Source organism: Saccharococcus thermophilus (genome assembly GCF_011761475.1).
In the GTDB taxonomy this organism is placed as follows: Bacteria; Bacillota; Bacilli; order Bacillales; family Anoxybacillaceae; genus Saccharococcus; species Saccharococcus thermophilus.
In genome coordinates this window covers 554395-576676 of record NZ_JAASRS010000001.1, presented here as the reverse complement: position 1 = coordinate 576676, position 22282 = coordinate 554395, and the positions used below count along the sequence as shown (strand labels likewise).

The following is a 22282-nucleotide window of genomic DNA, read 5'->3' as shown; positions in this document are numbered from 1 at the left end:
AACCTATCTGGAAAACAGCTTAATAGAAACAGCAAACAATAACGTTTTTTATATATAATTTTTCATTCTCACTACATAAAAGCGGCCGATTGTCTGGCATTTACGACAAACAAATGGCTCAATGTGATGGTATACTGAAAGAAGAGCCACCATTGCCGCCGTTATTATAAAATTGCGGAACCTCTCCTTGAATCACGTGCATCGCGATCGGAACATTCGTGGAAACCGTTGTCGCTTTTGACGCAAATGGAATGACTACTTGAATATCGACAGAAACGTGAATATCTATTTCAATCAACGCGCTGTTAATCCCAAATGGTTTAATTTCTTTCGTCACTTGGGTTTCTACATTGCCAATGACTTGAAACTGCACGGGAATACGCGGCCCGAGATTACCGAGAAGCGAATTGTTCGTGATTTGGCCAAAAGGAATATAGTAAATAATCCCTCTGCTTTCCCCTTTTTTCTTTTCCACTTCAGGAAGCACGAGCCTTTCTATTCTTCCTTCCGTTGCCGCCTTTAAACTTTCCATCACGTAGTCGTCCGTCTTTGCGTAAATCCGATTCACCACAGCGGTATTAAAATCAACCGAAGCGATTTTGCCGTCAGAGTCTTTATGTACGATGACCAAATCGCTCATTTCTTTATCTTCTTTTAAAAACTGCCGTTCGATCGCGTTACTAATCACTAAATTAGCAATCCGCTTTGTTTCCGTTTCGGCAATTTCCATTAAAATCGGCTGGATCTCTTTATTTACAATCCAAAGGCTTAGCGCAGTGGTAAACATAAAAAACACAAACGTCAGCAAAAACACATAGCGAAAGGGAAGCGGGCCTCTTTTTGAAAACCGAAGGCGAATGGGAAATCTAGGCAAAATAAAATCCCTCCTTTACAAGCTATATGTATGCTTGAAAAGAGGGAGATAACGCAAATTTATATAATTTTTCACCGCATCTTCAATAACGCATCTTTTCCTTTCATGCCGACCGTAATTCCCAGCTCTTCGGCGGCCACCGTCACCGATTCCAAAGGCGCCTCAAGCAGTTGTTCAATCGTACGGACGCCGACCGCTCTTCCGGCAATAATTCCGCGGTCGCGCAACTTTTCGTTCAATAGCGCCACATCGAGCGCACCGCACATGATGTACCCTTTTTCATTTGCTACGGCAAGCAAGTTTGTTTTTGGCAATTGGACAGAAATCGCGATGAATGGATGATGATCGATCATAATCGGAGTTACGTTAATCATCGTAACTTCACGCTCCTTTCCCTACTTCAATGTATGAAGCAAGGAAAGATGTGTGCTTATTTTTGATTCGCTAGCTTCCATGCCAACACATCCCGTAAAAACTCCGGCATGTAATATTTTTTGTTTGGCGCATGCTGGATTTGCGGATAAAAATTTCCGATCGTAAACATATCGATCGTGGCCACCTCATATAGTTGTTCCGGGTTTAACGGCTCGCCATTGATCGTCATGTGGCGGATATACTCCGCACCATCTTCTTCTCTTTCCATCTCGAACTCAACCCCGTCATAAACCATTTGCCCCATCACTTTGCCGCGAAAACCAAACCCTTTAAATTGTAAGTATTTCATTCTGTCTGTATTTGCTTGTAAAATAATCTCCTTTAATTCCGCGCCGCGCAGCTGGACTTTGCAAGGATTGATCGGATGCGGGCAAATGCGGTGCAAATCCTTTCTAGTGACTATTCCTTTCGGAAGCGGCTCTAACAGGACTCCCGCATTCACCATGCCAATTTCCGCATCGCACCATTCTTTTAACGCCGATGCGAGCAGCTTAGCAAACGGAGATGGCGAAAACCATTGCAACGGCAAATCTTCTTTTAGTTCTACAATTTGCTCCGCTTCGAGCTTTGCTAGGCTTTGCTGCTCCCATATCGATAAAGTGCGCTGCATTCGCTCCGAGTTTGGAAAACTCTCGGCATCAACTACCGTCGCTAACGCTTCATATGTACGGTCGCTTTCCTCGATTTCCAGCTTTACTACCCCAATATACTTTCCATATTTTCCTGCCCCACATAGTAACGTATCATGAATTCTTTTTCCTTCTGGAAACAAGTGGTGCGTATGGCCGCCTAGGATAATGTCAATGTCCAGCATGGTCTGTGCAATTTTTTCATCCTCATGAATGCCTAAATGCGACAATAAAATGACAAGATCCGCTTGTTTTTTTACTTCTGCCGCAATGCTCTCGAGCATTTCAAGCGGCGGTGCCACTTTCCAGCCAAGCAGCTCATAAGATTCGGCGAAATACGCTGTGACACCGATAACGCCGATGCGAAATGCATCGGAAATCGGAATAATCGAATAGGGGCGTACCCATGAAGGGCGCGTGCCGTCTTTGTGAAATAAATTGGCGACAAGCACGGGGAAACGAGCGTTTTCATACAGCGTATTTAAATCTTCGTAATCAAGGGTAATTCCTTCATTATTTCCGATTGTGACCGCATCATACTGAAGCGCATTCAGTAAATCGACATTCGCTTTTCCCTTTGTCGCCTCGGTAATCGGGTGAAAACGGTCAATAAAATCGCCGATGTCAAATAACAGCATCGCCTCATTCCGCTGTTGATGCTTTTGTCTTTGCTCGGACAAAAAATAGGAAATTCTTGGCCAATACTCAAAATGGCTATGCACATCATTCGTATGATATATATACTGTCCGTTTCAATGGACGTCCCCCTCTTATGAAAAGCTTTGGTAAATAAGGCGGATTCCTAAAAGAACAAGCACAATCCGCAAAACGATGACAACGGTTTTACTGCGCAGACGTTTATTAATAAAAGCGCCTGTTTTGGCTCCGAACCAAACCCCCGGGATTAAGGCGAGCGCAAATAGCCATTGCACATTTCCCATAAACACATGTGTAAGCGAGCTGACCATTGAGGATAAAAAGATCATAAACATCGAAGTCGCTACCGCTACATGAGGCGGGAAGAGAAACAATATAATCATCGCCGGCACCATTAGCGAACCGCCGCCAATGCCAAACATGCCGCCAAAAAAGCCAACGACAAAAGAGATGACAATAGCGACGAGCGGATGATACCCATACGTCACCGTTTCCCCTTCATTCGTTACATACGTGCGGGTAATAGGAAAAGCCTTCCGCTCTGAACGCGCCGCGTTCTTTTTATTGAAAGATAAAAAGAATGCTATAGACACTAAAAAAAGACCAAAATATAAAGAAAAATGCTGCAAGCTTAATGTGTTATTAACCCACGCGCCAATGATCGCCCCGGGACCGCTTCCGATAAAAAACAAAAGCCCGCTTTTATAATCGACCATTTTTTCTTTCATATACGACAAAGTCGAGGATAGACCATTGAAAATAATGACGACGAGCGAAGTGCCAACCGCCAATTGCGGAGTGACGTGCGGCAGCCAATGCATCGCTCCTAAAAATAGCAAAGAGGGAACAATAATGACGCCACCGCCTAAACCGACCAAACTTCCAATCGTGCCTGCTAAAAAGCCGACCATGACCAGCAATATATACTCCATTCTCTCATCCCCAATCCTAAAATAAATCGAGCTGGCGCGGGGCTAAATCCGTATATTCAATCCCGAGCAAACGGATCAATTGTTTCGCATTATCGGCCGCATCCCCGCCAGAGTTGTTGTTAAACAACACATAAATATCTTTCGTCTTCGCTTTTAACATCTCGATATGATTGACCCATTCGCGCAATTCTTCTTCCCGATACCGGTACAAATATCGGACCGCCCGCCAATTTTCCCCGCTTGTCGCCTTATTCCAGCCATGGATGTTGCGGCCATGAAAACGAATAAACGTTTTTTCCTCATCCGTCGGATAAAGCACGGTCGGAATCGATCCTTCTCCAGCTTGTGGTTCGTCACAAATGCTGTGGATCCATCCTTCCTCTTTCATAAATTGTAACGTCTTTGCATAAAAACGTGGGGAAAACCAGGAGCGGTGGCGAAATTCCAACGCTGCTGGAATATCTTTCATTTGCGCCTTGCACCAGCGCAAATACGCGACATGCTCGCGGCGGCAATCAAACCATGGCGGAAATTGAAACAATACCATCGCCAGTTTTCCCGACTGGATAAATGGATCAATCGAATCCAAAAACGCGGCAAACATTTCTTCCTTATTGGAATACGGAATCGGACCACGCTCATGTCCGGTCATTCCTTGATACGCTTTGACAACAAAACGAAAAGAATCGGGAGTTTCGCGAATCCACTTTTCGACATTTTGCCGCGGCTGAATGGCATAAAAATAGGAGTCGACTTCTACCGTAGGAAAATAGGCGGCATATTCTTGCAGTTTATCTTTCGCGGCAAGACCAGGCGGGTATAAGCTATCGTGGTCGCCCCAACCTGTCAACCCTATATAAATCATACGTATCACCTAGCATCATCATATCACAAATGACAAAAAAATGGAGAACCATTTGGTATGGATTATACATGCAGAAAAAATGGGAAAACCACCCATTCGCCATAGGCAAATGGATGGTTTTACAAAACGACATTAACCGATAGACCCTTCCATTTCGAACTTAATGAGCCGGTTCATTTCGACCGCATATTCCATCGGAAGCTCTCTTGTAAACGGCTCGATAAAGCCCATAACAATCATTTCTGTTGCTTCCTGTTCGGAAATACCGCGGCTCATAAGATAGAACAGCTGCTCTTCCGACACTTTCGATACTTTCGCTTCATGTTCGAGAGAAATATTGTCATTTAAAATTTCGTTATATGGGATCGTATCTGATGTCGATTGGTTATCAAGAATCAGCGTATCGCACTCGATGTTCGAACGCGAACCGGACGCTTTACGGCCAAAGTGCACCATTCCGCGATATGTCACTTTACCGCCTTGTTTCGAAATCGACTTCGATACGATCGTCGACGAGGTGTTTGGCGCAAGGTGAATCATTTTCGCCCCTGCGTCTTGATGCTGCCCCCTTCCGGCAATCGCAATCGATAAGGTCAAGCCGCGAGCTCCTTCTCCTTTTAAAATAACAGCTGGATATTTCATCGTTAATTTGGAACCAATGTTGCCATCGATCCATTCCATCGTTGCGTTTTCTTCACAAACCGCACGTTTCGTTACAAGGTTAAACACGTTGTTTGCCCAGTTTTGAATGGTCGTGTAACGGCAGTACGCACCTTTTTTGACAATAATTTCAACGACCGCGCTATGCAGTGAGTTTGTTGTGTAAATCGGCGCCGTACATCCTTCGACGTAATGAACGTGCGCCCCTTCATCAACGATAATCAGCGTGCGCTCAAATTGTCCCATATTTTCCGAGTTAATACGGAAATATGCTTGCAACGGCGTTTCCACTTTTACCCCTTTCGGAACGTAAATGAACGAACCGCCCGACCATACGGCCGAGTTTAGCGCAGCAAATTTATTGTCGGTAGGAGGAACGACTTTAGCAAAATATTCACGGAAAAGATCTTCGTTTTCTTTTAAAGCCGAGTCCGTGTCTTTAAAGATAACTCCTAGTTTTTCCAAATCTTCTTTCATATTGTGGTATACCACTTCGGATTCGTATTGCGCCGATACGCCGGCTAAATATTTTTGCTCGGCTTCAGGAATCCCCAGCTTATCAAATGTTGCTTTAATTTCCGCCGGCACTTCATCCCAAGAACGGCCCGATTTTTCCGTCGGTTTTACATAATACGTAATTTCGTCAAAATCTAGGCTTGATAAATCGCCGCCCCATTGCGGCATTGGTTTGCTATAGAAAATATCTAACGCCCTTAAGCGAAATTCCAGCATCCATTGCGGCTCGTTTTTCATACGGGAAATTTCTTCAACCACTTCCCGTGTCAACCCGCGCTGCGCGCGGAATACCGATACGTCTTTATCGACGAACCCATACTTATATTCGCCGATTTCTGGTGCTTTCTTCGCCATGCGGTTCACCCTCCTTTTTTCTCCTTACCATTAATGTTGATGCAAACCTTTTTCCATTGCCTTCCATGCTAACGTAGCGCATTTAATGCGGGCCGGAAACTTCGAAACGCCTTGCAACGCTTCAATATCGCCTAAATCGACCGAATCGTCATATTCTTTTCCCTGCATCATATCCGAAAAGATATGGGCTAGCTTTAACGCTTCTTCCACTGTTTTTCCTTTAATCGCCTGCGTCATCATCGATGCCGATGACATCGAAATCGAACATCCTTCGCCTTCAAACTTTACATCAGCGATTTTCCCATCTTCCACTTTCATCGTTAAATGAATGCGGTCACCGCAGGTCGGGTTATTCATATTGATATCGACGCTGTTTCCTTCTAGGACACCACGATTTCTCGGATTTTTATAATGATCCATAATGACTTGGCGATAAAGTTGATCTAAAGGATTATTAGAAGACATAGCCAAAATACTCCTTCGCTTTCTGTAATGCAGCAGCAAGCTGATCAATTTCTTCTTTTGTATTATAGAGATAAAAACTTGCCCGCGCTGTCGCGGTTACGTTCAGCCATTTCATTAACGGCTGCGCGCAATGGTGGCCGGCCCGGACGGCGATGCCTTCCGCATCAAGAACCGTTGCTACATCGTGCGGATGAACGCCATCTATATTAAATGTAACTAATCCGCCGCGTTGTTTCGGGCCGTAAATCGTAAGTCCTTTAACCGCGGACAATTGCTCTAACGCATATTGCGCCAGTTCATGCTCATAGGCAGCGATGTGATCGAGTCCGATATCTTCGAGAAAATCAATCGCCGCGCCTAAGCCGATCGCTCCAGCAATAATTGGAGTCCCACCTTCAAATTTCCAAGGGAGTTCTTTCCATGTTGAATCATACAGCTCAACAAAATCAATCATTTCTCCGCCAAATTCTACCGGCTCCATCCGCTCTAATAAATCTCTTTTACCATATAATACGCCAATTCCGGTCGGACCGCACATCTTATGCCCAGAAAACGCCAGAAAATCACAATCAAGATCTTGAACGTCAATTTTCATATGCGGAGCGCTTTGCGCGGCGTCGACCACAACAACCGCCCCATGTTGATGGGCGATTCGCGCAATGTCTTTGATTGGATTAATCGTTCCTAAGACGTTAGACACGTGGGCAACGGCAACGATTTTCGTGTTTGCGGTCACCGTTGCTTCCACATCTTTCATATCGATAGTTCCATCCGCTTGCAGTGGGATGTATTTTAATTTGGCCCCTGTCTGTTTCGCAACTTGCTGCCATGGAATCAAGTTGCTATGGTGTTCCATATACGTGATGACAATTTCATCGCCTTCCTGCAAATTGGCGCGGCCATAGCTGGCGGCAACGATATTTAACGCCGCTGTCGTCCCTCTTGTAAAGATCACTTCCTGGGTAGACTTAGCGTTAATAAATCGCCGCACTTTTTCCCGCGCCCCTTCATACGCATCTGTCGCCTTCGTGCCAAGCGTATGCACGCCGCGATGGACATTCGAATTATATTGGCGATAATATTGGTCCAACGCTTCAATGACAGGGAGCGGTTTTTGCGATGTCGCTGCATTATCAAGGTATACGAGCGGCTTGCCGTTGACTTCCTGATTTAAAATAGGAAATAGCTTCCGGATTTCTTTCGCATTCATGATTGAACTTTCCTTTCAATAACTTCAATCAATTGTTTTTTCACGCTTTCAATCGGGATCGCTTCTACAACGGGAGCTAAAAATCCATGAATAATCAGACGTTCTGCCTCATGTCTTGGAATGCCGCGGCTCATTAAATAGTATAACTGTATTGGATCCACTCTGCCGACTGATGCCGCATGGCCTGCCATCACATCATCTTCATCGATCAATAAAATCGGGTTGGCATCACCGCGCGCTTTTTCGCTTAGCATCAAGACGCGCGATTCTTGTTGGGCGTTCGATTTCGAAGCGCCATGCTCAATTTTGCCGATGCCGTTAAAGATCGATGTCGCGCTGTCTCTTACCACGCCGTGTTTTAAAATGTAGCCTTCCGTATGTTTTCCATAATGAACAACACTGGTTGTAAAGTTTTGCACTTGCTCGCCACGGCCGACAACAACGGTTTTTGTATCGCCAAACGAACCGTCGCCAATTAAGCGGGTGACGTTTTCGGAAACAGTATCCCCATCGTTCATTAAACCGAGCGCCCATTCAATGCGCCCATCACGCGCGGCAATGCCGCGACGATTGACATACGTTGTGACCCCTTTTGCCAAATTATCAACAGCGGCAAAAAACACGCGCGCATTTGTATTGGCAAACACTTCAGCGACAATATTGACAACCGCTTTGCTTGTTTCTTTCGTGGAAATATAGTTTTCCACATAAACGACGCGGCTATTATCTTCCGCAACGACAATGACATGATTAAACAAGGCGATATCATCGTTTTCTTGAATATACACCGCTTGAAGCGGAACATCAACCTCGACGTTTTTCGGCACGTAGACAAACACGCCCCCATTTAACAGCGCCGCGTGCAATGCTGTTAGACGATGTTCGTCTACTTTGACGCCGTCTTTCATCAAATATTTTTGCAATAGCTCTCCATGTTCGCGCGCCGCGGTGAAAATATCGGTGAAAATAACTCCTTTCGCTTTCAAGTCCTCCGATAAAGATAGATACGCAGGTGTATGGTCACGCTGCACATATAAGTTTTTCGTTTCCTCTCCTGCTTCAATCAGCGCTTTTACCGGCTCAGGCAGTTCGTCTAACGAAGCATATGGCGCACTTTCAACAACATGGTTGGCAAATTGGGTAAAATTCCATTTGTCGATTTTCGTTTTGTCCGGTTTCGGCAGCGGGAGCGCTTCTGCTTTGGCAAGAGCTTGTAAGCGAAGCTGCAACAGCCAGTCCGGTTCGCCGCGCTCGCTAGAAAATGCGCGCACATATTGTTGATCGAATGGTATTTTTGTTTCTGTCGTCATAACACGTCCTCCTAACGCTTACGCTTCTTGCTCAACCGTTTCGTCTTCAATGCCAAGTTCTTTTTTAATCCAGTCGTATCCTTCCGCTTCAAGACGTTGCGCTAGTTCTGGACCTCCGGATTTTACAATGCGTCCTTGCATCATCACATGCACATAATCAGGAGTAATATAGTTTAATAAACGTTGATAGTGCGTAATGATCAGACAGCCAAATTCGCTGCTGCGCATTTCATTAATGCCTTTGGCAACGATTTTCAACGCGTCAATGTCAAGGCCGGAGTCAATCTCGTCCAAAATCGCGATTTTCGGCTCCAGCATCATTAATTGGAGAATTTCGTTGCGTTTTTTCTCCCCGCCCGAGAATCCTTCGTTCAAATAACGATGCGCCATATCTGGATTCATTTCCAGGAATGCCATTTTTTCATCCAGCTTGCGGATAAATTTCATTAACGAAATTTCATTGCCTTCGCCAAGGCGGGCATTAATAGCGGCGCGAAGGAAGTCGGCGTTCGTTACCCCGCTAATTTCGCTTGGATATTGCATCGCCAAAAATAATCCGGCACGCGCTCTTTCATCGACTTCCATCTCCAACACGTTTTGCCCGTCTAACGTAATGCTTCCTTTTGTTACTTCATACTTTGGATGTCCCATAATCGCGGACGATAACGTCGATTTTCCTGTCCCGTTCGGACCCATGATTGCGTGAATTTCTCCGCCTTTTACTTCCAAATTCACGCCTTTTAAAATTTCTTTTCCTTCTACCGATACGTGAAGATCTTTAATTGTCAACACTGCCATGCAGAATACCTCCAATTTCCGCTAAAAATGTATATATCAGTATACCACTGACTTTCTTGCCTTCCATTCTCACTTTATTCTCATTACAATCTTATAACAAATGAAAAGTATTGGCAACCTTTTCACTATCATACCACTATATTGATAGTGAATTTTATCGCAATGCTTTTATTGTATACTAAAATACACTATTTGCGTTTAAAAATTAAGATAAAAAAGACTCCGATGTGGAGTCTTTTAATGGGTTTGGGATAATTCGCGAATGCATTCCTGCACTAGCGTTACCGCTTGGCTCACCGCCGCGCCGCCGGCAAATGCCGCCGCTACCCCGCACGCTTCTAAAATTTCTTGTTCCGAAGCCCCTTCGTCTAAACATCCTTTCGTATGATAAATCGTGCAATATTCATCTTGCGTGGCGAGGCTGATTCCGAGCGCGATAAGCTGTTTTTCTTTTTTCGTTAACGCACCTTCTTTAAAGCACGCTTCTGTGAAGGCATTAAAGCTGCCAGCAATGTCCGGCAGTTTTTGTGTAAACGTACCAATCCCCTCTTTATAATGGCGAAGAGCCGCTTCAACCGACGTATGTTGCTGCTGGTTCACTCCTCAACACCTCTTTCCATGTTATATCGGTGTTAGTATGCGTGAAGAAAAAGGAATTAAACCAAAGAATTTTAAATATAGACAAAATGGGAGGAAAACAATGGGAAAATGGATTCCCATGTTCCTCATGATAATAGTGATGGTCACGTTTTTCGTGTGTTGGGGATTAGCATGGTTGATCGGAGGAGGACCTGACGATTTCTTCGTTATCGGAATTGTCCTTTCCCTGCAATGTTCTTTAATCATTACGCTGTTGATCGCCATTCTCGAAAAGCTGCCAAAAAAGAAATAACAGAAGCGAATCGCTTCCGTTATTTTTATTGTGCCGCCGGAATGACAGCGCCATGATATTTTTTCTTAATAAAGTCTTGAATTTCTTTCGAGTGCAGCACTTCGACAAGCGTTTTAATTTCTTTGCGGTTTTCATCACCTTTGCGCACCGCAATAATATTGACATATGGGTTATTTTTCGGAGACTCGACAGCAATTGGGTCTTTGGCAGGATCTAAACCAGCATCTAGCGCATAGTTCGCGTTAATCACCACCGCATCGCCTTCGCCGTTTTTATAAATTTGCGGCAGCAATCCCGGATCCACATCGGTTTTAAATTTTAAATGTTTCGGATTCTCGACAATATCTTTCACCGTTGCTTTCGTTTTGTCCACGCCGTCTTTTAACTTAATCAATCCTTTTTCTTGCAGCATCGATAAAATGCGGCCATGGTCGGCAACCGAGTTGCTCATGATGATCGTTGCACCGTTTGGAAGTTCATCCAAGCTTTTATATTTTTTCGAGTAAATACCGATTGGCTCAATATGGACGCCGCCAGCGTTGACAAAATCATATCCGTATTCTTTTTTCTGTTCTTCTAAATACGGAATGTGTTGGAAATAGTTCGCGTCAATTTCTTTATCCGCCAACGCTTTGTTTGGCAATACATAATCTTGGAAAGTAATAATTTTCAAGTCAATGCCTTTTTCTTTTAAAATTGGTTTTGCTTTTTCTAAAATTTCCGCATGTGGCACATTGGAAGCTCCAACTACTAGCTTCGTCAATTTTCCATCTTTGTTGTCATTGGCGGCGTTGTTATTGCCTCCGCATGCTGCCAGCGCCAACACAAGCACCGCCGCAAATAAGGCACTAATCCATTTTTTCATATTGATTTTCCCCCTTTTTTATCGTTTATCTATTTTGGAAGTGACAAAGTCACCGATAAACTGAATGACAAAGACAATCACTAAAACTAAAACGGTAGCAACAAACGTGACATCATTATGATTGCGCTGGAATCCTTCCAAATAGGCTAAGTTTCCAAGACCGCCGGCACCGACAACCCCTGCCATCGCCGTATATCCCACTAAAGCAATCGCTGTTACGGTAATTCCGGACACAAGAGCAGGCAATGACTCCGGAAGAAGCACTTTCCAAATAATCGTTGCCGTTGATGCCCCCATCGCTTTTGCTGCTTCAATGACGCCTTTGTCAATTTCACGGAGCGCAATTTCTACCATTCTCGCGTAAAATGGCGCTGCTCCGATAATCAAAGCCGGCAATGCGGCGTTGGCGCCAAGAATCGTTCCGACAACGAATTTCGTAAACGGGATTAACAAAATAATTAGGATAATGAATGGGATGGAACGAAAGATGTTCACAAGAGCCGCGATGACCATATTTGCCAGACGGTTCTCCCACAGGTTTCCCTTTGACGTTAAAAATAAAAGCAATCCAAGAATCGTACCTAATATAAATGTTGCAACGACAGCAATTCCTGTCATATAAAGCGTTTCAACCGTAGCCGCCCAAATCATATCCCACTGTACATTCGGTAAGAGGCTAGCGAGCATTCGAGATCACCTCCACCGCCACTTGCTGCTTTCGAATGTAATCGATCGCGCGGGCAATTTCCTCTTTCTCTCCATCCATATGAACGAATAAGACACCATAAGAACCTTGATGGGTTTGCGAAATTTTCCCTTGCAAAATATTCGCATCGACGTGGAACTGGCGAACGACATTGGCGATGAGCGGCTGTTCGGCAGCTTCTCCGACAAACGTCAATTGGATAACCGTTCCGTTTGGGTATTTATCGAGCAGATGGATAATCGTTTCTTTTGTTTCCTCCGGTTCGATAACTTGTTGAACAAATCGTTTCGTAATCGCTTGTTTTGGTTGCCGAAATACTTGCAGCACTTCGCCTTGTTCGACAATTTTTCCGTTTTCCATCACCGCGACGCGGTCGCAAATTTTGCGAATCACATGCATCTCATGAGTAATTAATACAATCGTTAACCCTAGGCGTTTATTAATATCTACTAAAAGGTCCAAAATAGAATCGGTTGTTTGCGGATCTAACGCAGATGTCGCTTCATCGCATAATAACACTTTTGGATTATTTGCTAAAGCGCGCGCGATGCCAACACGCTGCTTTTGCCCGCCGCTCAGCTGCGACGGATAAGCGTGTTCTCTTCCTTGCAGCCCGACAAGCTGAATGAGCTCATCAACCCGCTTTTTCCGCTTTTCTTTCGGAATGCCGGCGATTTCCAACGGAAACGCGATATTTTCATGAACGGTTCTTGACCATAGCAAATTAAAATGCTGGAAAACCATTCCGATTTCTTGACGAGCCTTTCGCAATTCTTTTCCTTTAATATTAGCCATATCCCGTCCGGCGACAATGACTTTGCCGCTTGTCGGTTTTTCCAATCCGTTAAGAAGACGAATAAGCGAGCTTTTTCCCGCACCGCTATATCCGATAATTCCAAAAATTTCGCCTTCCTTAATTTGTAAAGAAACATGATCGACCGCAGTGACCGACCCGTTTGCCGCTTCATATATTTTTGTCACATCTTCCAATGTAATCATGCACATTTTCACCTTCCTTCATTTAGCAGGGCGGCTCATTCCAAAAAGAAAACCTTTCTGCTCGAGGAGAACAGAAAGGTAATCATTACCATTCCGTCTCTTATCTCTCAAAGCAGACGCTTTGTGTGAATTGGCACCATTTCAGCGTACGCGCTGACGGTTGCCGGGTTTCATTGGGCACATCCCTCCACCTCTCTTGATAAGAGCACATCACCACATTATTCAATTGCCAATCCTCAATGAATTACAAGTGTGATTGTATCACCCTATGTCGAAGCATGTCAATAAAAAATTTTCACGTCCATATTTCGGCAATCTTCTTTTTATAATGAAACGGAAATATTGGAAGTAATCCCTGTCGCAGCGGCAATGGCCTGCTCTAAATCTTCGATTAAGTCATTGATGTTTTCAATACCGACCGATAAGCGAACTAAATCCTCCGTCACTCCGGATGACTTGAGTTCTTCTTCATTTAGCTGCTGATGCGTCGTGCTTGCGAGAGTTTTTTCTACACCTTCGTGTAAACATTCGCTCTTGTTCTGCACGGCTTTCATGGACAAACGTCCTGTTAGTGTCGCTTCATCCAATGACTTCAATCACAAGTTCCATTTTTCTGAATATTTTAACACTGTTTATTGCACTTGTCAATTCTTTTTCACCGAAAAACAAGCCGGCAATCATTTAGCAAACGTAACGGTATGGCTTGGCTAAGTGAAGCAATGACTCAAGCAATAACATATGCCGAAAACTTCCCGAAATATGTAATTCCCGCAAACGAATTTGTTGCTGTAATTTTAACCTTCCGTTTAATAGAGATTCCAATACCTCTTTTGATCCGCGCACCGTTAATACCCGCCGCTCGTCTACTTCCACCGCTGGGCTGATTCGATGTTTGGAAATCGCTACGACTGCTGTTTCCGTTTCACACTCAAAGCGAATGTACAGTTCTTCCTCTGGTAAAATCGGCAATAGATGATTTAATGTTTGCATTCGTTCGGCAAGCTGTTTGACTAGTTCACGCATATTCATATTCCCCTCTCCCCCAGTTCTCTGCTGTTTCATTTATTTCCATATCCAACGGGAAGAATCCTTTACAAAAATCTCGACAAATAATCCGGGAAAAAGCAAAATTCTTGTCATTTCCCAAGAAATATGTCAAATGAAGTCAAAATAACGGTTGTTTACAACAAGAATCACGGAGGGAAGAGGAAATTCGTGCGAAAAGCGTTTCACCATTAGTCTCTCTTTCGATAATCATTTGGCAGCATCTCTTTGATGGTTTCATATAAATAAGGAACAGAATGAAACGCATACCACTTTTTAATGATATTGCCATGTTGAAATAAAAGAAGGCATGGAACACTTTCGATTTTCCATGCAGCCGCTCGCTTCGGTATATAATTAATATCCGTCTGGTAAAACGGAAGTAACGGAAACAATTCCTCGACTACTTCCAGCATTCGTTTGGCAAGCTGGCAAGTGCCGCACATCGGCGTATATAAATAAAGGCAAACAATCTCTTCGCTGCGAATGACCTCATCGATTTCGATCGGCTCTATTTTTTTCATTGCCTACTCACCTTTTCAATAAATAATTCATATGCACATCAAAATTCGCGCGCAATAATACTTGCGCAACATGCCAATTTGGCGCTGCCGCCACTTCGCGGTAAGCACGATCGATATAAATATGCTCCGCTTCCGGAAACTCGCGGCGAAACTGCTTGCGTAATTTTTCGCCCGCCTCATCGGCATCGACCAATATATAAACATCTTTATAATAAAGCTCGTCGATCAGCTCCTCCAGCCTGGCATCGCTAATCGTCCCATTGGTGCAAATAATTTCCACCGGTTCATTTAGAATATTGGCGATTTTTTGTTTATCAGAGCGTCCTTCAACAATAATCACTTTTTCGCTTTCCGTCATAAACCATCACCTGTAAATGTCGTTGTACTATTATTTATATGACAACGGCGACCATTGTTTCCGCCGTAGAGACAGGCGGGGCAAGCGCCGTTTTATGAACTACATCTCATAAAAACAAGAAGAAAGCAACGGCATCACACCGTTGCTTTTAGCACCAACCAGCCTCACCGTCGCAATCGACATATTTTTGATCTGGCTCAACGGTGACGGTCATATCCTTATAAATTTGTCCATTTTGCTGATCGTATCCATCTTTTAATTGCATTAAATGGCTTACTTGTGAAAGAGGAAGATGACCAATTTGCCTGTTCCCCTCATATAGCTCAATAGAATCACCATTGATTTTGCCAATCACGCGATCGGTGACTTTGACTTGTTTCGTTTCTAATGCCATAGGAGCACCCCTCTTTATCCATCTTGTTATGTATAGGGTGCCCATCCTTTGGATGATTCATTGCAGAAAGGTTTAACCTTCTTTTACCATCGCCTCATATTGTTCAGCTGTCAGCAAATTATCGACCTCGCTCATATCTTTCGGTTCAACGACAATCATCCATGCTTTTTCATACGGCGATTCATTGACATATTCTGGGTTATCGTTCAATTCTTCATTCACTTCGACGACTTTGCCGCTAATTGGCGCGTAAAGCTCAGATACCGTTTTGACCGACTCTACGCTGCCAAATGGTTCGTTGGCGGTAATTTCCGTTCCTACTTCCGGAAGTTCGACAAACACGATGTCTCCTAGTTCCGATTGCGCAAAATCCGTAATGCCGATGCGCACTTTGTCTCCTTCTACTTTTACCCACTCATGCTCTTCCGAATAGCGTAATTCCTTTGGCGTATTCACGTTTGTATCCCTCCATATTGACAAAATATGCTCTTTTTCATCATAACCAATTTTACCAAAAAACTCACTGAATTCGTCTTATTTGTTGAAAAATTTTTCATATTGTTCCTCTTGAAAACCTACGAGGACACGGGTTCCATCGGTTAAAATCGGCCGCTTGATCAGCATGCCATCAGAAGCAAGGATTTCTAGAAGCTCTTCCTCGGAAGCGGTATTCACTTTTTCTTTTAGCCCTAACTGCCGATATTTCATACCGCTTGTATTAAAAAATTTTTTCAACGGCAGCCCGCTTTTGTGATAAAGCTCTGTCAATTCTGATTTTGTCGGAGGATTTTCGACGATATGCACTGCTCGTACGTCTATTCCATGTTCGTCAAGCCATTTTTTTGCTTTTCGGCACGTGTTGCATTTTGGATACCAATAAAACGTTAACGCCATCTTCACCCATCCTTTATAAACAAAGTACCAGGACAAGGCCTGGTACTTTCCATTATTACACAATATAACGTTCTGCTTCAATGAGCGCGGCTGCGGCTTCACGTTTTTTCGCAATGATGTTGATTGGAATGTAGCGTGTCAACTTCCGCAAAGCCGCCAGCATCATGCGCAAGGCGTCGCCTTCTTCCACAGCAATGAGCGTTTCTTTTGCATGCGCTTCGATTTCATTAAACGCTTCTTGGCAGAAGATTTGCGTATAAAGGATTTTTTGTTTGTTTTTCTCTTCGCCAGAGTTTTTGATCGCTTTTTCCGTGCGAAGCAACGCCGATTCCATCGCATAAATATTGGCAACGATATCCGCAATATTGACTAAAATTTCTTGCTCTTCTTCGAGCTTCGGACCAAATTTTTGCGCTGCCAATCCTGCCACCATGAGCGCAATTTTTTTCGCGTTGCGCACTAAATATTTTTCTTGTTCAAGCACGCCGTCGCCGATTTCTTCTGGCGCGAGCATCATTAATTCTTCTTGCAGCTGCTTGGCTTTTTGCAAAAGCGGCAACTCGCCTTTCATCGCTTTTTTCAAATACATTCCCGGAACGAGCAGACGGTTGATTTCATTTGTCCCTTCAAAAATGCGGTTAATGCGGGAATCGCGATATGCGCGTTCAATTTCATATTCTTGCATAAATCCGTAGCCGCCGTGGATTTGTACGCCTTCGTCCACGATATAATCCAATGTTTCCGTCGCAAAGAATTTATTCAGCGAACATTCAATCGCATATTCGGCAATCGATTTGGCGATTTCCTTCCCGTCTTTTGCTTTTTCTTCGTCCAAAAGACTCATCCGTTCATCAAATAGGCCAACTGTACGATAAACAGAACTTTCGGTCGCATACAAGCGGGAAGCCATCGTCGCGAATTTTTCTTGCGTTAACGTAAATTGCGAAATTGGCCGTTTAAATTGCTGGCGCTGATTTGCGTATTGAAGCGTAATTTCGAGCGCTCGCTTCGCGCCGCCAACCGCGCCGACGCCAAGTTTATAACGTCCGATATTGAGAATGTTAAACGCAATCACATGTCCCTTGCCGACTTCGCCAAGCAAGTTTTCTTTCGGAACAGGAACATCTTGCAAAATCAGCGTCCGTGTCGACGAGCTTTTAATTCCCATTTTCTTTTCTTCCGCACCAGTCGATACGCCCGGGAAGTCACGTTCCACGATGAATGCGGAGAAATGTTCGCCGTCTACTTTCGCATACACGACAAAGATATCCGCAAATCCCGCGTTCGTAATCCATTGTTTTTCCCCGTTTAAAATATAATGAGTGCCCTCAGCGTTTAATTTCGCCGTCGTTTTTGCTCCTAATGCGTCGGAACCAGAACCAGGTTCTGTCAGCGCATAGGCGGCGATTTTTTCACCTGTCGCAAGCGCCGGCAAGTATTTTTTCTTTTGTTCTTCCGTTCCGAACAGAACGATTGGAAGCGACCCGATTCCGACATGGGCGCCGTGGGAAATCGAGAAACCGCCAGCGCGCGCCATTTTTTCCCCAATTAACGCGGAGCTGATTTTATCCAACCCTAATCCGCCGTACTCTTCCGGAATATCGGCGCTAAGCAATCCGAGCTCGCCCGCTTTTCTTAATAATTTTACAGAGCGGTCAAATTCATGATTTTCTAAATGTTCAAGTTGCGGAAGCACCTCATTGACGACGTAATCTTCCGTCGTTTTCGCAATCATTTTATGCTCGTCGGTAAAATCCTCCGGTGTAAACACGCGTTCGCAAGGAATATCTTCGACAAGGAAGCTGCCACCTTTAATCGCGTTTTCCAACGTTTTTGCCATTTTTGTACTCCTCCCCTTAGATTTATATGGTCAGGCGGCGAACTACGCCGCCCGCTAGATTCGATTAGATTAATTCAAATACTCCCGCTGCTCCCATACCGCCGCCAATACACATCGTCACAATGCCAAATTGCACGTTGCGACGGCGCATTTCATAAAGTAGCGACAATGTCAGTTTCGCTCCCGTGCAGCCGAGCGGATGGCCTAGTGCAATCGCTCCGCCGTTGACGTTGACTTTGTCTTCATCCAATCCAAGTTCACGAATGACTTGAATCGATTGCGAAGCAAACGCTTCGTTCAGCTCGATTAATCCGATGTCGGAAAGCTCCAGGCCAGCTAGTTTCAGCGCTTTCGGAATCGCTGCCACCGGACCGATTCCCATTACTTCCGGCGGCACTCCGGCAACGGCAAACGAACGGAATTTCCCCAGTGGTTTTAAGCCGAGCGATTCTGCTTTTTCGCGGTCCATCACCATCACCGCCGCCGCGCCATCGCTCATTTGCGACGCATTTCCGGCCGTTACCGTTCCATTAATGGAAAATGCCGGACGAAGCTTGGCTAGTGTTTCCATATTCGTGTCTGGACGGACTCCTTCGTCCTCCTCAAAAAGAATCGTCTTCTCGACTAGTTTGCTGTTTTCAATTTTGCGCACCGTCACTTCGACGGGAACAATTTCCTCTTTAAACTTACCTTCACGAATCGCTTTGGCCGCACGTTGATGGCTGCGCACCGCAAACGCATCCTGGTCTTCGCGGCTGACGCCGTATTTCATCGCGACTTGCTCTGCCGTATGTCCCATCGACATGTAGTATTCCGGCGCTTCTTCAGCCAGCTTGGCGTTTGGACGAATGACGTGCCCCATCATCGGCACCAAGCTCATCGATTCGACGCCGCCGGCGATCACCGTGTCGGAATGGCCAAGCATGATGCGCTCTGCCGCATACGCGATTGCTTGCAGTCCAGAAGAACAATAACGATTAATCGTAATCGCCGGAACCGTGTATGGAAGCCCGGCAAGCGCCCCGATGTTCCGCGCAATGTTCAAACCTTGCTCCGCTTCCGGCATCGCGCAGCCAATAATTAAGTCATCGATATTTCCTTCATAATTTCCTGCGCGTTTCAACGTTTCTTTCACAACAAGCGCTCCTAAATCATCCGGCCGTACATGGGCAAGCGTTCCTTTTTTCGCCTTTCCGACCGGTGTGCGCGCTCCAGCTACAATCACCGCTTCTCTCACGATCTTCCCCCCTGTTTTTCTCCAGCGTTTATTTCCAGGTCCCCTGCATTAGTTGCGGAGCGGTTTTCCTTTCACAAGCATATGCTGCATTCTCGCTTGTGTTTTCGGCTCGCCGATCAAGCTTAAAAACGCTTCCCGCTCTAGATCGAGCAAGTATTGTTCGTCTACTTCCGTTCCGTACGGAACTTTGCCGCCGGCAATGACATAGGCGAGTTTTTTCGCGATTTTTAAATCATGCTCGCTAATATAGCCGGAATGGAACATCGATTGTGCTCCTAAGAGCAGAGCCGCATATCCTGTTTCTCCGACGACCGGCACTTTTTTGCGCACCGGCGGGCGATAGCCTTGATCATACAAGGAAATGACCGCTTGTTTTGCTTCATAAATCAAATGGTCGCTGTTCATCGTAATGCCATCGCGCTGATTTAAAAAGTTTAGTTCGCGCGCCTCCGCAGCTGATCCGGATACTTTTGCCATCGCAATCGTTTCAAATACTTTATTGGCGATTTTTTGCAGATCAAAATCGACGCCGTTTGGCAGGCTGTTTAAATGCTTAATATACAGCTCTTTATTTCCGCCGCCGCCCGGGATGAGACCGACACCGACTTCCACCAGCCCCATATACGTTTCCGCTGCCGCTTGAATGTGCGTGGTGGCAAGGCATACTTCCGTACCGCCGCCGAGTGTCATCGCAAACGGCGCCGCCACAACTGGCTTCGGGCTGTATTTAATGTTCATCATCGCTTGCTGGAACTGACGGACAGCAAACTCAAGTTCAAAGTAGTTCTCATCTTGCGCTTCCATCAGCATCATCGCGAGATTAGCGCCGACACAGAAATTTTTTCCTTGGTTGCCGATGACAAGCCCTTTATAATTACGGTCCACTTCTTCCAACGCGTAATTAATCATTTGTACGATATCCGTGCCGATTGCGTTATTTGGCGAATGGAACTCTAATAAGGCGACGTCATCGCCAAGATCGATCAAGCTGGCGCCGCTGTTTTTCTTAATGACGCCTTTTTGCTCTTTTATGCGCTTAATATGAATGACTTTCGGATTCTCTTCAATAGGTTTATACTCTCCTCGATCGTAATAGAACACTTGCCCTTTTTCCGATTTATAAAAAGATGTAAATCCGTTGGCAAGCATATCAGTTACCCATGAAGGAATTTCCATGCCTTCGGCTTGCATTTTGCGAACCGATTGCTCAACGCCAATCGCGTCCCACATTTCAAATGGTCCAAGCTCCCAGCCGAATCCCCATTTCATCGCCCGGTCGATGGCTACGATGTCATCGGCAATTTCACCGAGCAATTTCGCCGAGTAAAGCAGAGCTGGGGCTGTAATGTTCCAAAGGAACGTTCCAGCGCGGTCATCGGCATATACAAGCGCTTTCAACTTGTTGGCAAGACCTTTTGCTTGCTTGCTCATTTCCACCGCTGGAGTCGTTAATTTTTTCCGTGGTTCATACTCCAGCGTTTCATAATTCAGCTCGTAAATCTCTTTTCCTTGTTTGACAAAAAAGCCTTGTCCGGATTTACTGCCAAGCCAGCCTTTTTCCAGCATCGCTTTCATAAAGTCCGGAACGCGGAACGCTTCTTTTTCTTCCCCCTCAACTTTTTCAAAAACGTTGTTGGCAACATGGATAAACGTATCCAAGCCAACGACATCGAGCGTACGGAACGTTGCGCTTTTTGGTCGGCCGATCAGCGGTCCGGTAATCGAATCCACTTCCCCGACGCTATATCCGCCTTTCATCATTTCTCTGACCGTGACTAATAAGCCGTAGGTGCCGATACGGTTGGCAATGAAGTTTGGCGTATCTTTCGCCATGACCACGCCTTTGCCGAGCACTTCTTCGCCAAATGTCTTCATGTAAGAAACGACTTGTGGATCGGTATCTTTTGTCGGAATAATTTCTAACAATTTCAAATAACGCGGCGGGTTAAAGAAATGCGTTCCTAAAAAGTGCTTTTTAAAGTCTTCCGAACGTCCTTCCGCCATCTCCTCAATGGAAATGCCGGAAGTGTTCGAGCTGACGATCGTTCCCGGTTTTCTTACTTCATCCACTCTTGCAAACACGCTTTTTTTAATGTCTAAATTTTCGACAACGACTTCGATAATCCAGTCTACTTCGGCGAGCCGGTGGAAATCGTCTTCGAAGTTGCCGGCTTCAATCAGCGACAAATTCGCCTTGGACATAAGCGGAGCCGGCTTTTGTTTCAACAGTTTTTGCAGCGCCTGATTGACAAGACGGTTGCGCACTTCTTTATGTTCAAGCGTTAAACCTTTCGCTTCCTCTTCCTTCGTCAACTCACGCGGCACAATATCAAGAAGCAATGTCGGTATGCCTACGTTCGCCAAATGGGCCGCGATTCCTGAGCCCATCACGCCGGATCCGAGCACCGCGGCGCGTCGAATGCGTTTCACCATTCCTCTTCCCCCTTACCCATATTGAATGAATCATCATTCATTTTATTGTGAAAAAAAATACGCCATGAAAATATTTCTATATTAAATATAAAGTATGTTAATAATTTTCGCAATATATAAACTTAACAATTTTTTCATTTATCATAACTTCTTTTTTTGGTGACGCTATAAAAAGGGGGTGATACGATGGCAAAAATGAAAAAAAATCCTTCGCAGCGCGGAATCAGCGCGGCAAGCGTCAAGGGCAACGCTGGCCCGACGGTGGAAAGGGACGGCGGCGGCAAACGCACGAGCCAGAATCAGCAATATAAACGGCATAATATGCAAGGAGAATAATCTTCTCGATACAGCGAAAAAAACGCATCACGGACTGAAACATGCCGTGATGCGT

The 22282-nt window shown here is 45.0% G+C and carries 25 protein-coding genes, 1 pseudogene and 1 riboswitch; of the genes and pseudogenes, 2 read left to right on the top strand and 24 right to left on the bottom strand.

What is annotated here, in order from left to right:
• Positions 1 to 118: 118 nt before the first annotated feature.
• The 11 genes from yunB to BDD39_RS03040 form a co-directional block, all read right to left on the bottom strand.
• Positions 119 to 874, bottom strand: coding sequence for a sporulation protein YunB (yunB, locus tag BDD39_RS03090; RefSeq protein ID WP_166908019.1), 756 nt, complete (start codon positions 872 to 874; stop codon positions 119 to 121).
• Positions 875 to 945: 71 nt separating this feature from the next.
• Complete coding sequence (locus BDD39_RS03085) at positions 946 to 1248, bottom strand: YunC family protein (RefSeq protein WP_166908017.1); 303 nt, start codon at positions 1246 to 1248, stop codon at positions 946 to 948.
• A 56-nt stretch (positions 1249 to 1304) separates the two neighbouring features.
• Positions 1305 to 2678, bottom strand: coding sequence for a 5'-nucleotidase C-terminal domain-containing protein (locus tag BDD39_RS03080; protein WP_166912236.1), 1374 nt, complete (start codon positions 2676 to 2678; stop codon positions 1305 to 1307).
• A gap of 30 nt (positions 2679 to 2708) precedes the next feature.
• Positions 2709 to 3527, bottom strand: coding sequence for a sulfite exporter TauE/SafE family protein (locus tag BDD39_RS03075; RefSeq protein ID WP_166908015.1), 819 nt, complete (start codon positions 3525 to 3527; stop codon positions 2709 to 2711).
• Between the two features lie 16 nt (positions 3528 to 3543).
• The gene (locus tag BDD39_RS03070; RefSeq protein ID WP_166908013.1) at positions 3544 to 4392 is read right to left on the bottom strand and encodes a DUF72 domain-containing protein; all 849 of its coding nucleotides are present in this window, start codon (positions 4390 to 4392) and stop codon (positions 3544 to 3546) included.
• A gap of 132 nt (positions 4393 to 4524) precedes the next feature.
• A complete protein-coding gene (gene sufB / locus BDD39_RS03065) occupies positions 4525 to 5922 on the bottom strand; it encodes a Fe-S cluster assembly protein SufB (RefSeq protein WP_166908011.1) in 1398 nt (465 codons plus the stop codon).
• Positions 5923 to 5952: 30 nt separating this feature from the next.
• Entirely contained in the window at positions 5953 to 6387 is a 435-nt protein-coding gene (sufU, locus tag BDD39_RS03060) for a Fe-S cluster assembly sulfur transfer protein SufU (RefSeq protein ID WP_166908009.1), read from the bottom strand.
• A complete protein-coding gene (locus BDD39_RS03055) occupies positions 6377 to 7597 on the bottom strand; it encodes a cysteine desulfurase (RefSeq protein WP_166908007.1) in 1221 nt (406 codons plus the stop codon). Before BDD39_RS03055 ends, sufU begins: the two co-directional genes overlap by 11 nt.
• Entirely contained in the window at positions 7594 to 8907 is a 1314-nt protein-coding gene (gene sufD / locus BDD39_RS03050; RefSeq protein WP_166908005.1) for a Fe-S cluster assembly protein SufD, read from the bottom strand. The genes BDD39_RS03055 and sufD overlap by 4 nt, the downstream gene beginning before the upstream one ends.
• A gap of 18 nt (positions 8908 to 8925) precedes the next feature.
• Positions 8926 to 9705, bottom strand: coding sequence for a Fe-S cluster assembly ATPase SufC (gene sufC / locus BDD39_RS03045; protein ID WP_166908004.1), 780 nt, complete (start codon positions 9703 to 9705; stop codon positions 8926 to 8928).
• A gap of 237 nt (positions 9706 to 9942) precedes the next feature.
• Positions 9943 to 10305: a carboxymuconolactone decarboxylase family protein gene (locus tag BDD39_RS03040; RefSeq protein ID WP_166908003.1), complete on the bottom strand. Its 363-nt coding sequence runs from the start codon at positions 10303 to 10305 to the stop codon at positions 9943 to 9945.
• A gap of 100 nt (positions 10306 to 10405) precedes the next feature.
• Here BDD39_RS03040 and BDD39_RS03035 point away from each other — a divergent pair, with 100 nt between their 5' ends.
• Positions 10406 to 10597, top strand: coding sequence for a hypothetical protein (locus BDD39_RS03035; protein WP_166908001.1), 192 nt, complete (start codon positions 10406 to 10408; stop codon positions 10595 to 10597).
• A gap of 25 nt (positions 10598 to 10622) precedes the next feature.
• Here BDD39_RS03035 and BDD39_RS03030 read toward each other — a convergent pair whose 3' ends face one another.
• The 13 genes and pseudogenes from BDD39_RS03030 to BDD39_RS02970 all read right to left on the bottom strand — a co-directional run bounded on the left by BDD39_RS03030 (position 10623) and on the right by BDD39_RS02970 (position 21891).
• Positions 10623 to 11462 (bottom strand): MetQ/NlpA family ABC transporter substrate-binding protein, encoded by an 840-nt coding sequence (locus BDD39_RS03030; protein ID WP_166907999.1) that lies wholly within the window; start codon positions 11460 to 11462, stop codon positions 10623 to 10625.
• A gap of 18 nt (positions 11463 to 11480) precedes the next feature.
• Positions 11481 to 12149 carry a methionine ABC transporter permease gene (locus BDD39_RS03025; protein ID WP_166907997.1) on the bottom strand — a complete coding sequence of 223 codons (669 nt, stop codon included), beginning with the start codon at positions 12147 to 12149 and terminating at the stop codon, positions 11481 to 11483.
• Complete coding sequence (locus BDD39_RS03020) at positions 12139 to 13167, bottom strand: methionine ABC transporter ATP-binding protein (protein ID WP_166907995.1); 1029 nt, start codon at positions 13165 to 13167, stop codon at positions 12139 to 12141. Before BDD39_RS03020 ends, BDD39_RS03025 begins: the two co-directional genes overlap by 11 nt.
• Positions 13168 to 13264: 97 nt before the next feature.
• Positions 13265 to 13373: riboswitch (SAM riboswitch) on the bottom strand.
• 117 nt (positions 13374 to 13490) lie between these two features.
• A pseudogene (locus BDD39_RS03015) lies at positions 13491 to 13664 on the bottom strand (PLP-dependent transferase); the annotation flags it as partial.
• Between the two features lie 184 nt (positions 13665 to 13848).
• The gene (locus BDD39_RS03010; protein WP_208404323.1) at positions 13849 to 14196 is read right to left on the bottom strand and encodes an SCP2 sterol-binding domain-containing protein; all 348 of its coding nucleotides are present in this window, start codon (positions 14194 to 14196) and stop codon (positions 13849 to 13851) included.
• 206 nt (positions 14197 to 14402) lie between these two features.
• Positions 14403 to 14735: a thioredoxin family protein gene (locus BDD39_RS03005; RefSeq protein WP_166907991.1), complete on the bottom strand. Its 333-nt coding sequence runs from the start codon at positions 14733 to 14735 to the stop codon at positions 14403 to 14405.
• 7 nt (positions 14736 to 14742) lie between these two features.
• The gene (locus BDD39_RS03000) at positions 14743 to 15093 is read right to left on the bottom strand and encodes a toprim domain-containing protein (protein WP_166907988.1); all 351 of its coding nucleotides are present in this window, start codon (positions 15091 to 15093) and stop codon (positions 14743 to 14745) included.
• Between the two features lie 148 nt (positions 15094 to 15241).
• Positions 15242 to 15487 carry a YusG family protein gene (locus BDD39_RS02995; protein WP_166907986.1) on the bottom strand — a complete coding sequence of 82 codons (246 nt, stop codon included), beginning with the start codon at positions 15485 to 15487 and terminating at the stop codon, positions 15242 to 15244.
• 72 nt (positions 15488 to 15559) lie between these two features.
• Positions 15560 to 15943, bottom strand: coding sequence for a glycine cleavage system protein GcvH (gene gcvH, locus BDD39_RS02990; RefSeq protein WP_166907984.1), 384 nt, complete (start codon positions 15941 to 15943; stop codon positions 15560 to 15562).
• Positions 15944 to 16021: 78 nt separating this feature from the next.
• On the bottom strand, positions 16022 to 16381 hold the full coding sequence (locus BDD39_RS02985) for an arsenate reductase family protein (protein WP_166907982.1): 360 nt from the start codon (positions 16379 to 16381) through the stop codon (positions 16022 to 16024).
• Positions 16382 to 16436: 55 nt separating this feature from the next.
• Positions 16437 to 18221: an acyl-CoA dehydrogenase family protein gene (locus tag BDD39_RS02980; RefSeq protein ID WP_166907980.1), complete on the bottom strand. Its 1785-nt coding sequence runs from the start codon at positions 18219 to 18221 to the stop codon at positions 16437 to 16439.
• A 64-nt stretch (positions 18222 to 18285) separates the two neighbouring features.
• Complete coding sequence (locus BDD39_RS02975) at positions 18286 to 19458, bottom strand: acetyl-CoA C-acetyltransferase (protein WP_166907978.1); 1173 nt, start codon at positions 19456 to 19458, stop codon at positions 18286 to 18288.
• Positions 19459 to 19506: 48 nt separating this feature from the next.
• A complete protein-coding gene (locus BDD39_RS02970) occupies positions 19507 to 21891 on the bottom strand; it encodes a 3-hydroxyacyl-CoA dehydrogenase/enoyl-CoA hydratase family protein (RefSeq protein ID WP_166907976.1) in 2385 nt (794 codons plus the stop codon).
• 186 nt (positions 21892 to 22077) lie between these two features.
• On the opposite strand from BDD39_RS02970, the gene BDD39_RS02965 reads away from it, so the two are divergent.
• Entirely contained in the window at positions 22078 to 22227 is a 150-nt protein-coding gene (locus BDD39_RS02965; protein WP_166907974.1) for a YuzL family protein, read from the top strand.
• Positions 22228 to 22282: the final 55 nt, after the last annotated feature.